10 protein-coding genes are annotated in these 12,884 nt (G+C 62.2%); 5 read left to right on the top strand and 5 right to left on the bottom strand.

The window, feature by feature from the left end:
* The first annotated feature begins 7 nt into the window (after positions 1-7).
* Both PHO31112_RS10895 and PHO31112_RS10890 read left to right on the top strand, forming a co-directional pair.
* Positions 8-919, top strand: coding sequence for a LysR family transcriptional regulator (locus PHO31112_RS10895; RefSeq protein WP_150620522.1), 912 nt, complete (start codon positions 8-10; stop codon positions 917-919).
* Between the two features lie 211 nt (positions 920-1,130).
* Complete coding sequence (locus tag PHO31112_RS10890; protein WP_150620521.1) at positions 1,131-2,336, top strand: NAD-dependent formate dehydrogenase; 1,206 nt, start codon at positions 1,131-1,133, stop codon at positions 2,334-2,336.
* 183 nt (positions 2,337-2,519) lie between these two features.
* On the opposite strand, the gene PHO31112_RS10885 is transcribed toward PHO31112_RS10890, so the two are convergent.
* Positions 2,520-3,239, bottom strand: coding sequence for a glutathione S-transferase N-terminal domain-containing protein (locus PHO31112_RS10885; protein ID WP_150620520.1), 720 nt, complete (start codon positions 3,237-3,239; stop codon positions 2,520-2,522).
* A gap of 406 nt (positions 3,240-3,645) precedes the next feature.
* Here PHO31112_RS10885 and PHO31112_RS10880 point away from each other — a divergent pair, with 406 nt between their 5' ends.
* Positions 3,646-4,473 (top strand): alpha/beta fold hydrolase, encoded by an 828-nt coding sequence (locus tag PHO31112_RS10880; RefSeq protein ID WP_150620519.1) that lies wholly within the window; start codon positions 3,646-3,648, stop codon positions 4,471-4,473.
* A 75-nt stretch (positions 4,474-4,548) separates the two neighbouring features.
* Here PHO31112_RS10880 and PHO31112_RS10875 read toward each other — a convergent pair whose 3' ends face one another.
* The 3 genes from PHO31112_RS10875 to hppD all read right to left on the bottom strand — a co-directional run bounded on the left by PHO31112_RS10875 (position 4,549) and on the right by hppD (position 8,609).
* The gene (locus tag PHO31112_RS10875) at positions 4,549-5,748 is read right to left on the bottom strand and encodes an amino acid aminotransferase (RefSeq protein ID WP_150620518.1); all 1,200 of its coding nucleotides are present in this window, start codon (positions 5,746-5,748) and stop codon (positions 4,549-4,551) included.
* A 213-nt stretch (positions 5,749-5,961) separates the two neighbouring features.
* Entirely contained in the window at positions 5,962-7,347 is a 1,386-nt protein-coding gene (locus PHO31112_RS10870) for an amino acid permease (protein WP_150620517.1), read from the bottom strand.
* Positions 7,348-7,535: 188 nt separating this feature from the next.
* Positions 7,536-8,609, bottom strand: a complete 1,074-nt coding sequence (gene hppD, locus PHO31112_RS10865) for a 4-hydroxyphenylpyruvate dioxygenase (RefSeq protein ID WP_150620516.1) — start codon at positions 8,607-8,609, stop codon at positions 7,536-7,538.
* A gap of 322 nt (positions 8,610-8,931) precedes the next feature.
* Here hppD and PHO31112_RS10860 point away from each other — a divergent pair, with 322 nt between their 5' ends.
* Together PHO31112_RS10860 and leuA are read left to right on the top strand one after the other, a co-directional pair.
* Positions 8,932-9,405, top strand: coding sequence for an Lrp/AsnC family transcriptional regulator (locus PHO31112_RS10860; protein ID WP_039368333.1), 474 nt, complete (start codon positions 8,932-8,934; stop codon positions 9,403-9,405).
* 338 nt (positions 9,406-9,743) lie between these two features.
* On the top strand, positions 9,744-11,456 hold the full coding sequence (gene leuA, locus PHO31112_RS10855; RefSeq protein ID WP_150620515.1) for a 2-isopropylmalate synthase: 1,713 nt from the start codon (positions 9,744-9,746) through the stop codon (positions 11,454-11,456).
* A gap of 175 nt (positions 11,457-11,631) precedes the next feature.
* On the opposite strand, the gene pcaF is transcribed toward leuA, so the two are convergent.
* Positions 11,632-12,834, bottom strand: coding sequence for a 3-oxoadipyl-CoA thiolase (pcaF, locus tag PHO31112_RS10850; RefSeq protein ID WP_150620514.1), 1,203 nt, complete (start codon positions 12,832-12,834; stop codon positions 11,632-11,634).
* Positions 12,835-12,884: the final 50 nt, after the last annotated feature.

The raw sequence follows: 12,884 nt of genomic DNA, 5'->3' as shown, positions 1-12,884 counted from the left end.
CAAAGCCATGTTCATTCGGCAGTTGAGTTATCTCGTGGCGCTTTCGCAGGCGCAGCACTTTCGCCGCGCGGCGGAACTGTGCAACGTGTCGCAGCCGACGCTGTCCGGCGCGATCCGCAGCATCGAAGAAGAGTTCGGCCTGCCGATCGTGCGTCGCGGACGCCGCTTCGAGGGCTTCACCCCGGAAGGCGAGCGCGTGCTGGCGTGGGCGCGACAGGTGCTGGCCGATTGCGAGGGCTTGCGACAGGAGGCGAGCGCGAGCCGTCGCGAAGTCACCGGTTGCCTGCGCGTCGGCGCGATCCCCACCGCGCTGCCGCTCGTACCACTGCTCACCGACGCCTGTCTGCGCGACTTCCCCGGCATGCGTCACGAGGTCTACACGCTTTCCGCGACGCAGGCGCTGCGTCAGCTTTCCGAACTCGATCTGGATGTCGGTTTGAGCTATCTCGACGATCCGCGTCTACGTGAATTCGAAACGATCTCCCTGTTCCGCGAACGATATGTGCTGATTGCACGCGACGAAACCGCACTGGCCGGACGCACGTCGTTATCGTGGCATGAGGCGGCGAAGCTGCCGCTGTGCCTGCTCACGGGCAACATGCAATGCCGTCAGGGGATCGACGCGGCGCTGGCGCGGGCGGGCACGTCGGCGTCGCCGCGCGTGGAGACGGATTCGCTCATGGCGTTGTATGCGCATGTGCGGTGCGCCGGGCTCTTCAGCATCGTGCCGCACAGCGTGCTGTGTCTCGCAGAGATGCGCGACGAACTGCATGCTGTGCCGTTACAACCTGCGCTGCATCGCGAGATCGGTCTGATTTTGCGTGAACGGCAACCACGCCCGCCATTGCTCGACGCAGCAGTGGCTTCGTTTCGCTCGGTCGATTTGCAGTCGCGGCTGGACGCGCTGTTGCCGGCCTAATTCGGATCGTTCGCTTCGCCGCCACTGCCCTGGGGATCGGCCGGCGTCCGAGCCATCGCCCCGCGAGTTGATAGGTCTTACCGATCAATCGATCGGCCGGAACGATTTTCCAAGCGTGTCTGTGGCATCGATGATTGGCCTCAATGCAGCGACGCCGTGATGCGTCGCCAACGCAGACATGTGTAGACCATCATTTCAGGAGCGAGATACCATGGCAAAGATTGTATGTGTACTGTACGACGACCCCGTCACCGGATACCCGAAGACCTACGCCCGCGACGATCTGCCCAAGATCGAATCGTATCCCGATGGTCAGTCGCTGCCGACGCCGCGCGCCATCGACTTCCCGCCGGGGGCACTGCTCGGCAGCGTGTCGGGCGAACTGGGCCTGCGCAAGTACCTCGAATCGAACGGCCACCAACTCGTGGTGACGTCGAGCAAGGATGGCGGCGACAGCGTGCTCGACCGCGAACTGGCCGACGCCGAAATCGTGATCTCGCAACCGTTCTGGCCCGCCTACATGACGGCCGAGCGTATCAAGCGAGCGAAGCGACTGAAGATGATCGTGACCGCCGGCATCGGCTCGGATCACACCGATCTGCAAGCCGCGATGGAACACGGCATCACGGTCGCGGAAGTGACGTACTGCAACAGCAACAGCGTTGCCGAACACGTAATGATGACCACGCTCGCGCTCGTGCGTAACTATCTGCCGTCGTACAACTGGGTACTCAAGGGCGGCTGGAACATCGCCGATTGCGTTGAGCGTTCGTACGATCTGGAAGGCATGCATGTCGGCACGGTCGCCGCAGGGCGGATCGGTCTGCGCGTGCTGCGCCTGATGAAGCCGTTCGGCACGCATCTGCACTATCTCGATCGCCACCGTCTGCCGGCGTCGGTCGAGAAGGAACTGAACCTCACGCACCACACGAGCCTCGAGAGCCTGGCGAAGGTTTGCGACGTGGTTACGCTGAACTGCCCGCTGCACCCGGAAACGGAGCACATGATCAACGCCGACAGCCTGAAGCACTTCAAGCGCGGGGCGTATCTGATCAACACGGCACGCGGCAAGTTGTGCGACCGCGACGCGGTGGCGGCCGCCCTCGAGAGCGGTCAACTCGCCGGCTACGGCGGCGATGTGTGGTTCCCGCAACCGGCGCCGGCCGATCATCCGTGGCGCAGTATGCCGCACCACGGTATGACGCCGCATATCTCCGGTACCAGCCTCTCGGCACAGACACGTTACGCCGCAGGCACGCGCGAGATTCTGGAGTGCTACTTCGAGAATCGCCCGATTCGCAACGAGTATCTCATCGTGCAGGGCGGCAAGCTCGCCGGGGTGGGCGCTCACTCATACAGCGCCGGTAACGCCACGGGCGGCTCGGAAGAAGCGGCTCGCTTCAGGAAGTCGGCCTGACGCCAGCGTCCAACGTGAAGGTTCACCGTAGTCAACGCAGTGTTGGAAGGCTCCCTGCGGGGGCGTCGGTCTAACCGTCCGACGTGTGGCGGGGTACGACCTCCCCGTGCCTCGTCGCGTTCTCAGCCGGCCATCTCATCGATGCGCCGGCTTTTTTTCGCGCTCGTTTGCGCTCATACGTGCTTATGCAGGGCGCTTCGGGATGTCGAGTCCGCGAACGACGGCAGGGCGTTCGACGAACGCCGCGAGCGCACGTTGCACGTTCTTGAACTGGGCGAAATCGACCAGTTCGCCTGCCTCGTAAAAGCCGACCAGGTTTCTGATCCACGGGAACGTCGCGATGTCGGCAATCGTGTAGTCGTCGCCCATGATCCACCGGCGATTCGCCAGACGCGCATCGAGCACGCCGAGCAGACGCTTCGATTCGTTCACATAGCGCTCGCGCGGACGCTTGTCTTCGAAATCTTTGCCCGCGAATTTGTGGAAGAAGCCCACCTGACCGAACATCGGCCCGACACCGCCCATCTGGAACATCACCCATTGCAGCGTTTCATAGCGCGCGGCCGGGCCGGCGGGCAGCAACTTGCCGGTTTTTTCGGCGAGATACCAGAGAATCGCGCCCGACTCGAACAGCGGCAGCGGCTTTCCGCCGGGGCCGTTCGGATCGAGGATCGCGGGAATCTTGTTGTTGGGGTTGAGCGACAGAAACTCGGGCGAGAGCTGGTCGTCGGTCTGGAAGTTCACCAGATGCACTTCATACGGCAGCCCGATTTCCTCGAGCATGATCGACACTTTCACGCCGTTGGGCGTGGGCAGCGAATACAGTTGCAGACGGTCGGGGTGCGCAGCAGGCCACTTGCGCGTGATGGGAAACTGAGACAAATCGGCGGACTGATCGGACATGGGGATCGGCGCATTCGTGATAAGCGGCCAGCACGGCCGCGGGACAGCCAATATAACGCCAAGCGCCTAGATGTGCTGACGACGGATGCACGGCGGCGCCAGGTGTGCACCAGCGATGGGCATCGTGTTTACCGGTTTGCCGTTCATGACACTCATGGGGCATGTTTCGTGAATCTCGCTCACGAAATCATCAAGCATTTTCACCTTGCATGCACGCGCATTGCCGTCTTAAATTGAAGACCTTCACGACGGTTGCATGGCACTCCGACATGTGAAGTCCTGTCACGATGGCCGGCAAACCCTGCCCCGCCGCCTTCCGTGCCGCGACGTGGCATCTCGCCTCTACAGACGCCCCGGCCGGCACGCCTCGTTGTCGTTCAATCGCGCACTGCGCAAGGATCGCATCATGAGCACTTTCAAGACGAAGGATGGCACCTCGATTTTCTACAAAGACTGGGGCAAGGGCCGCCCAGTGGTGTTCTCGCACGGGTGGCCGCTGAGCGCCGACGCGTGGGACGCCCAGATGCTGTTTCTGGTGCAGCACGGGTTTCGCGTCATCGCCCATGACCGCCGCGGGCACGGTCGCTCGGATCAGCCCGGCACCGGTAACGACATGGACACCTACGCCGACGATCTGGCGGCGTTGGTCGAATCGCTCGATCTGCACGACGCCACGTTCGTGGGGCACTCCACGGGTGGCGGTGAAGTGGCGCACTATCTCGGCCGTCATGGCACGCGCCGTGCCGCGCAGGCGGTGCTGATCGGCGCGGTGCCGCCCATCATGGTCAAGTCGGACAAGAATCCGAACGGTCTGCCCATCGGCGTGTTCGACGAAATTCGCGCGAATGTGGTGGGCAATCGCTCACAGTTCTATCGGGATCTGGCTGTGCCGTTTTTCGGGTACAACCGGCCGAATGCCAAGGCGTCGCAGGGGGTGATCGATGCATTCTGGCTGCAAGGGATGTGGGGCTCGCATCTGGGCCAGTATCTTTGCATCAAGGAATTCTCGGAAGTGGACTACACCGCGGATCTGAAGAAGATCGACGTGCCGACGCTTGTGCTGCATGGCGACGACGATCAGATCGTACCCATCGACGACTCGGGCAAACTCACCGCGCAGATCGTCAAGAACGCCACGCTGAAGGTCTATCCGGGTGGTGCGCACGGCATGTGCGTCGTCGAGGCCGACAAGGTGAACGCCGATCTGCTCGAGTTCCTGCGCAAGGCGTCCTGAGGCGTTTCGAGACATGAAAAAAGGGACGGCATGTGCCGTCCCTTTTTCTTGCCAGCTTCAGGTGTCGACCGATGCTCAGGCGTTGTTCAGCACCTTTGCAATGCTGTCGGCTACCACACCGACGTTCTTCTCGTTCAGGCCGGCCACGCACATGCGGCCCGAGCGAATCAGATAGACGCCATGCTGTTCGCGCAGTACATCGACTTGTGCCGCCGACAGTCCCGTGTATGTGAACATGCCGCGCTGCTCAAGATAGCGCGAGAGCATGTTGTCGGGCACATGGCCGCGAAGGCCTTCGTGAATCGCGCCGCGCATGCGCGTGATGCGCTGGCACATCTCGGCGAGTTCGGCTTCCCACGACTTGCGCAGTTCCGGCGTGCTCAGCACCTTGGCAACGATCTTCGCGCCGTGCGTCGGCGGGTTGCTGTAGTTCGAGCGCACCGCGCTCGTCAGTTGCCCCAGCACGCGATCGGCCGCTTCCGCCGATTCGCAAATGACCGACAGCCCGCCGCAACGCTCGCCGTACAGCGAGAAGTTCTTCGAGAACGAATTGGCGACGAAGGCCGGCACGCTCTGACGGGCCAGCTCGCGGATCACAAAGGCGTCGGCGTCGATGCCCGAGCCGAATCCCTGATACGCCATGTCCACGAAAGGCAGCAGTTCGCGCTTCTTGAGCACATCGATCAGTTGCACCCACTGTGCGTCGTTCAGATCGACGCCGGTCGGGTTGTGACAGCACGCGTGCAGCAGTACCACGCTGCGCGCCGGCAGTTTGTCGATGGCATCGACCATCGCTTCGAATTGCAGACCGCCGGTGGCTTCGTCGTAATACGGATACGTATTCACGGTGAAACCGGCGCGCTCGAAGATGAAGCGATGGTTGTCCCACGTCGGATCGCTCACCCACACCTGCGAGCCGGGGAAGTAGCGCTTGATGAAGTCGGCACCGACCTTGAGCGCGCCCGAGCCGCCCAGCGTCTGCACCGTGGCGATGCTGCCGGCCTTGCGGGCCGGTGAGTCTTCACCGAACACGAGAGATTGCACGACGTCGCGATAGTCGGCGAAGCCCGCCATCGGCAGGTACGGCTTCGGACCGACTTCGGCGAGCAGCAGCGCTTCGGCCTGACGCACGGCCTGCATGACCGGCAGACGGCCTTCGTCGTCGTAATAGATGCCGATGCTCAGGTTGACCTTGTTGGTACGGGGATCTTTCGCGAAATTCTCATTGAGCGACAGGATCGGGTCACCGGGGTAGGCATCGATATGTTCGAACATGGCAGTTCCTGGAAAACGAAAGAAAGTCGGTATCGCGCGCTGAGAGAGCGCCGGGCCAGCCGGGCGGTTCTGGCGGCCCCGGCGATGCAAACAACCGATGATACCGCTAGTGAGGTGTCGCCGGGTATGCCCCGGGCGGCTGGCGCCCGGGGGGATGCGGCGTTTTCTTGAGGCCGGTGGTTGCCGGGGCCGATCGGCCCGGCGATGTGCGGCTTAGCGTGTTGCGTGGACGGGAACCGGGGCGGCGCTGTTCTTCTGACGCAGGCGATAACCGATGCCGAGCACGACCAGCCACACCGGGATCAGGTAGACCGAAATGCGCAGATCCGGGATCAGGTACATCACGACCAGAATGCCGCCGAGGAACAGGAGGCACACGTAATTGGTGAGCGGATAGCCGAGGCTCTTGAACAGCGTGGTTTCGCCTGCACGCGCCTTGGCACGGCGGAAGGCCAGATGAATCACGCTGATCATCGCCCAGTTGATGATGAGTGCCGATACGACCAGCCCCATCAACAGTTGGAACGCCTTGCCCGGCATGAAGTAGTTGATCACCACACACACCGCGGTTGCGGCCGCCGAGACGCCGAGCGCTGCGAGCGGGATACCGCGGGCGTTCACCTTGAGCAGGGCGCGCGGCGCGTTGCCCTGAACGGCCAGACCGTACAGCATGCGGCTGTTGCAGTACACGCAACTGTTGTAGACCGACAGCGCAGCCGTGAGCACCACGGCATTGAGCACATGGGCAACGACGTTGCTGTTCAGTTCGTGGAAGATCAGCACGAACGGGCTGCCGCCGGTCACGACCTTTTCCCACGGGTACAGCGAGAGCAGTACGCCGAGGGCGCCGACGTAGAAAATCAGAATGCGGTAGATGACCTGATTGGTCGCGCGCGGGATGGTGCGCGAAGGATTGTCGGCTTCGGCAGCGGTGATGCCGACGAGCTCCAGTCCGCCGAACGAGAACATGATGACGGCCATCGCCATGACGAGGCCCGACACGCCGTTCGGGAAGAAGCCGCCGTGCCGCCACAGGTTGGTCACGCTGGCGTCGGGGCCCGCGTTACCGGAGAAGAGCAGGTAGGCGCCGAACCCGATCATGCCGACGATAGCGGCGACCTTGATGATGGCGAACCAGAACTCCGTCTCGCCGTACGACTTCACGCTGGAGAGATTGACGGCGTTGATGATGCCGAAGCACACGAGGGCCGAGACCCAGGTGGGAATGGCGGGCCACCAGTACTGCACGTAAATGCCCACGGCCGAGAGTTCGGCCATCGAGACCAGCACGTAGAGCACCCAGTAGTTCCAGCCGGAGACGAAGCCTGCGAACTGGCCGCAATATTTGTTGGCGAAGTAGCTGAACGAGCCGGCAACGGGCTCGTCGACGACCATTTCACCGAGCTGTCGCATGATAAAAAACGCGACGACGCCCGCGATGGCGTAGCCCAGCAGAACGGATGGGCCAGCGGTCTTGATGGTTTGTGCGATGCCGAGAAAGAGGCCGGTGCCGATCGCGCCACCCAGCGCGATCAATTGGATGTGACGATTCTTCAGGCCGCGGTGGAGCGAGCCTTCATTTGCTGCGTTGCCGGACATGTCTGTTCCTTACCCTACCTTCGTTACCAAGCGGCGCGCTTCTCTGTTTTCGTTCTGTTGGAACGAACCGGAACCGTTGAGCCGCCACGGCGCGGCACTCATGGTGCCGTCGCCGTGTCCTTTGGGATCATCGCGGCGAACGATGATCGTGAGCCCGGGGCATATACCGCCGGGTGTCTCCCCTGGACTCAGACCTTGAGCGTGCCCCGCTCGATCTGGTCGCGCTCGAGCGATTCGAACAGCGCCTTGAAGTTGCCCTCGCCGAAGCCGTCGTCGCCCTGACGCTGGATGAACTCGAAGAACACCGGGCCGAGCAGGGTCTTCGAGAAGATCTGCAACAGGAGTCGCGGCTTGCCGCCTTCGGTCGTGCCGTCGAGCAGGATGCCGCGCGACTTCAGTTCGCCAACCGGCTGACCATGACCCGGCAGACGGGTTTCGAGCGCATCGTAGTAGAAGTCGTTAGGCGCGGTCATCAGGTCGACACCCGCCATTTGCAGGCGATCGATGACGTCGATCAGGTTGTCGGTGAGGAACGCAATGTGCTGAATGCCCTCGCCGTTGAAGGCCATCAGGAATTCCTCGATCTGGCCGCTACCCTTGGCCGATTCCTCGTTCAGGGGAATGCGGATTTTACCATCGGGTGCCGTCATGGCTTTGGACGTCAGACCCGTGTATTCGCCCGAGATGTCGAAGTAGCGGATCTCACGGAAGTTGAACAGCTTCTCGTAGAAGCCGGCCCAGTACGCCATGCGGCCGCGATATACGTTGTGCGTCAGGTGATCGATCAGACGCAGGCCGTGGCCTACCGGATGACGATCGACGCCTTCGATGTATTCGAAGTCGATGTCATAGATCGACTTGCCTTCTTCGAAACGGTCGATGAGATACAGCGGTGCGCCGCCGATGCCCTTGATCGCCGGCAGACGCAGCTCCATCGGGCCGGTCAAGATCTCGACCGGTTGGGCGCCGAGTTCCAGCGCGCGGGCGTAAGCCTTGTGCGAGTCTTTCACCCGGAATGCCATGCCGCAAGCGCTCGGGCCATGTTCGGCGGCGAAGTAGGCAGCCTCGCTGTTCGGCTCGCGATTCACGATGAAGTTGATGTTGCCCTGGCGGTACAGCACCACGTCTTTCGAGCGGTGATGCGCCACGAGCGTGAAGCCCATCTGTTCGAAAATCGGTTCGAGGACGTTCGGTGTGGGCGATGCGAATTCCACGAATTCGAAGCCCATCAATTGCATCGGGTTGTCAAAGAGGTCGGCCATGATCGTCTCGGCTGGGTGAGGTGATTTGTGAGGTGACTGATTTGTTGGACGTGTGCATTGCCCGGTGGTTGTCATCCGTTATCCATCGGTGGCGCTGGGAGATGCAACAAAATTGTGATTTGTTGACCGTTCGGTCGGGATAGGGTGCTCCGTCCGTTCCATTTGCCGGAACCCTTGAAATGACAAGGATCTTGCGGGCATTTCGACGTTTTACGGCGCCCAGTGTAAGTGGGTCGCCGAAAAATAGGATTTCGTAACTAAGGTAGGCAAACCCTAGGTTATGAATTAATATTTCGTCATGATGGTGTGATGGGAAATAAAAGTGCATAACATCGAGATCGACCGAATCGACGTCCGGCTGCTGGGGATTTTGCAGTCGAACGGGCGAATTTCGAATCTGGAACTGGCCGAAGCCATCAAGCTGTCGCCGGCGCAGACACTGCGTCGTCACCGGCGGCTCGAAGAGATGGGGGTGATCAAGGGGTACGACACCCGACTCGACGCGCAACGGCTCGGATTCAGCGTGGTCGCGTTCGTCCACGTGACGATGGAGCGCGGGCACATCCGCGACCTGTCGAACTTCAAGGGACTGGTTGCGGAACTGGCGCAGATTCAGGAGTGCTTCTCGGTGACGGGGGATATCGACTATGTGCTCAAGGTCGTCGCCCGCGACCTGAAGGCGTTGTCCGATTTTCTGCTCGATACGCTGATGCGCATTCCGGGCGTGAGCGCCGTCAAGTCGAGCGTTTGTCTCGACGAGATCAAGTGCACCTCGGCCGTTCCGCTCTCGGCCTGAGTTGCCGGTGGAAGGGAAACCCCGTCGCGCGATAACTCGCGTCACCCATCATGGGAACCTTGCGAGGTGGCACGTCATGGTTGACAGCGTTGGAAAATCTGTGATCTCATGCGTCACATGATCACCGCGCAATTCTCCCTCTCGCTACGACTACTAGCCCGCTCCACCGGGCTTGGTCCGTTGCTGCGCGCGTGCATCGTCTGAATTCCTCACTGAAGCACCGCTGATTTTCCCCAGTTACGCCGACCTAAGCCCCGGTTCCTCCAACCGGCGGTCGTAGCTTCTTTGCGTTCATGCGTCGTCCGGTTGACACTTTTGCCGACAATCGAGACAACGCCATGCTGAAGAACCCCGCCACGAAATACCGCCCGTTCACGCCGGTCAACATTCCGGACCGACAGTGGCCGAGCCGCACCATCACGCGCGCACCGATCTGGATGAGTACCGATCTGCGTGACGGCAACCAGGCCCTGTTCGAGCCGATGGATGCCCAGCGCAAGATGCGCATGTTCAAGACGCTCGTCGCCATCGGCTTCAAGGAAATCGAAGTGGCGTTTCCGTCGGCGTCCGACACCGATTTCAACTTCGTGCGCGAACTGATCGAAGGCGGTCACATCCCCGACGACGTCACCATCGAAGTGCTCACGCAAGCCCGCGACGACCTCATCGAGCGTACGTTTGCCGCGCTCAAGGGGGCACCGCGTGCCATCGTTCACCTCTACAACGCTACGGCGCCTGAATTCCGCCGCATTGTCTTCAACCTCGATCAGCCGGGCGTGAAGGCGCTCGCGGTTGCTGCCGCCAAGACGATCAAGCGTTGTGCCGATGCCGCGCCCGATACGCAATGGACGCTGCAATACAGCCCCGAGACGTTCACTGGTACTGAACTCGAGTTCGCGAAGGAAGTTTGCGATGCCGTATTCGACGTATGGCAGCCGACGCCCGAGCGCAAGTGCATCGTGAACTTGCCGGCGACGGTGGAAATCGGCACGCCGAACTACTACGCCGACCAGATCGAATGGATGCACCGCAACCTCGCGCGCCGCGATTCGCTGATCCTTTCGGTTCACCCGCACAACGATCGCGGCACGGCGGTGGCCGCCGCCGAGCTGGCCGTGATGGCCGGTGCCGATCGCATCGAAGGTTGCCTCTTCGGTAACGGCGAGCGCACCGGTAACGTCGATCTCGTCACGCTCGGTCTGAACCTGTACACGCAAGGGGTGGACCCGGGCCTCGACTTCTCGAACATCAACGAAATTGCCCGCACGTCCGAAGAGTGCACGCAGTTGCCCGTGCATCCGCGTCATCCGTATGTCGGCGATCTGGTCTTCACCGCGTTCTCGGGCTCGCATCAGGACGCCATCAAGAAGGGCCTCGCCGTACAAAAGCCTGACGCGATCTGGGAAGTGCCTTACCTGCCCATCGACCCGAGCGATCTCGGTCGCACGTACGACTCGATCATTCGCGTGAACAGCCAGTCGGGCAAGGGCGGCATCGCTTACCTGCTCGAACAGGCTTACGGTGTGCAAATGCCGCGTCGCCTGCAAGTCGATTTCAGCTCGGCTGTGCAGCGCCACACCGACGAGACGGGGGCCGAAGTCACCGCCTCGCAGATCTGGCAACTGTTCCAGAAGGAATACGTGGCGTCCGACGCGCCGGTCGCCTACATCGGTCACACGCTCTCGGAGCGCGACGGCCGTCAGCACATCGCCGTGACCCTCGACATTCACGGTCAGCGCACCACCGTGTCGGGCGCCGGTAACGGCCCGCTCGATGCCCTGATGCACGCCATGCGTACGCCGGTGCGTGTGCAGCACTACGAGGAACGCGCCCTCACGCAGGGGGCCGACGCACGGGCGATCGCCATCGCGGAAATGGCGGGCGAGACCATCGTGGGCAGCGCGTTCGGTGTGGGCATCGATGCGAATCTGACGACGGCATCGATTCGGGCGGTCATCAGCGGGATCAACCGTGCTTACGCCCGCAGCGATGCGGATGCGCAGGCCACCTTCTTCGACGCTGTGATGCGTGACGTCGCCAAGGCTGTCTGAACGGCCGGCGGCACTAGCGGAACAACACGAAGGACGGAAGGATAGAAGGAGAGACGGGGGCAGACGGGTCCCGCCCGGCACTGATCGTGCCCACGGGACCCCGGTGCGGCGTCGCGGAACTTACCCAGTCCCGCCCGACCGCCGCCGGCCTGAAAATACCGGCGGGGCAGTGGGATTACACCGCTTCGATGGCGATAGCGATGCCTTGGCCGACCCCAATGCACATCGTACACAGCGCAAAGCGACCACCCGAACGCCTCAGTTGATACATCGCCGTCGTCACCAGACGTGCGCCGCTCATGCCGAGCGGATGGCCCAGCGCAATGGCGCCGCCGTTCGGATTGACGCGCAGGTCGTTGTCGGCCACGCCGAGCTGACGCAGCACGGCAAGGCCCTGGCTCGCAAACGCTTCATTGAGTTCGATGACGTCGAACTGATCGAGCGACATACCGAGCCGCGCGAGCAGTTTTTTTGTTGCGGGAGCCGGACCGATGCCCATGATGCGCGGTGCCACCCCTGCCGTCGCCATGCCCAGTATCCGGGCTCGCGGCGTCAGGCCAAAGCGCGCCGCATTCGCCTCGTCTGCCAATAGCAGTGCGCAGGCGCCGTCGTTGACGCCAGAAGCGTTACCGGCGGTCACGGTGCCATCCGGGCGTACCACGCCCTTAAGTCTGGCGAGCGCTTCCATGCTCGTCGCACGCGGGTGTTCGTCGCGATCGACAATGATCGCTTCGCCTTTCTTCTGGGCGATGGACACCGGCGTGATTTCCTCGGCAAGCGTGCCGTTCGCCTGAGCGCGCGCTGCCTTCTCCTGCGAATGCACCGCAAAGCGATCCTGATCTTCGCGGCTGATGCCGAACTCGGTCGCGACGTTCTCGCCCGTCTCGGGCATCGAATCCACGCCGTACTGCGCCTTCATCAAGGGATTGACGAAACGCCAGCCGATGGTCGTATCGAAAATCTCCGCTTGACGCGAAAACGCACTGGCCGCCTTGCCCATCACGAACGGCGCACGGCTCATGCTCTCCACACCCCCCGCAATCATCAGACCGGCTTCGCCCGCCTTGATGGCGCGCGCTGCCGTGCCGATGGCGTCCATGCCCGAGCCGCACAGGCGGTTGAGGGTGGCACCCGGCACGTCTTGCGGCAGGCCAGCCAGCAGCGACGACATGCGCGCCACGTTGCGATTGTCTTCCCCGGCCTGGTTGGCGCAGCCGAAGATCACGTCGTCGACCTGTGTCCAGTCGACGCCGCCGTTGCGCACCATGAGCGCCTTGAGGGGGATGGCGCCGAGGTCGTCGGCACGCACGGAAGACAGCGCGCCGCCGTAGCGGCCGATCGGGGTGCGAATCGCGTCGCAGATGAAGACTTCACTCATTTGTCTACCTCACAATGAAAATCGCCGGGTCACATTCGATGATGTCCCGG

Source organism: Pandoraea horticolens, assembly GCF_902459555.1.
GTDB classification, from domain to species: domain Bacteria; phylum Pseudomonadota; class Gammaproteobacteria; order Burkholderiales; family Burkholderiaceae; genus Pandoraea; species Pandoraea horticolens.
This window is presented reverse-complemented; position numbering and strand designations above follow the sequence as displayed.

What these genes read in the sequence shown, in the direction of transcription:
- PHO31112_RS10875 (WP_150620518.1), bottom strand. Translation starts at nt 5,748, where the DNA reads ATGTTCGAACATATCGATGCCTACCCCGGTGACCCGATCCTGTCGCTC.
- hppD (WP_150620516.1), bottom strand. Translation starts at nt 8,609, where the DNA reads ATGGCCGACCTCTTTGACAACCCGATGCAATTGATGGGCTTCGAATTC.
- pcaF (WP_150620514.1), bottom strand. Translation starts at nt 12,834, where the DNA reads ATGAGTGAAGTCTTCATCTGCGACGCGATTCGCACCCCGATCGGCCGC.
- PHO31112_RS10890 (WP_150620521.1), top strand. Translation starts at nt 1,131, where the DNA reads ATGGCAAAGATTGTATGTGTACTGTACGACGACCCCGTCACCGGATAC.
- PHO31112_RS10885 (WP_150620520.1), bottom strand. Translation starts at nt 3,239, where the DNA reads ATGTCCGATCAGTCCGCCGATTTGTCTCAGTTTCCCATCACGCGCAAG.
- PHO31112_RS10880 (WP_150620519.1), top strand. Translation starts at nt 3,646, where the DNA reads ATGAGCACTTTCAAGACGAAGGATGGCACCTCGATTTTCTACAAAGAC.
- leuA (WP_150620515.1), top strand. Translation starts at nt 9,744, where the DNA reads ATGCTGAAGAACCCCGCCACGAAATACCGCCCGTTCACGCCGGTCAAC.
- PHO31112_RS10870 (WP_150620517.1), bottom strand. Translation starts at nt 7,347, where the DNA reads ATGTCCGGCAACGCAGCAAATGAAGGCTCGCTCCACCGCGGCCTGAAG.
- PHO31112_RS10895 (WP_150620522.1), top strand. Translation starts at nt 8, where the DNA reads ATGTTCATTCGGCAGTTGAGTTATCTCGTGGCGCTTTCGCAGGCGCAG.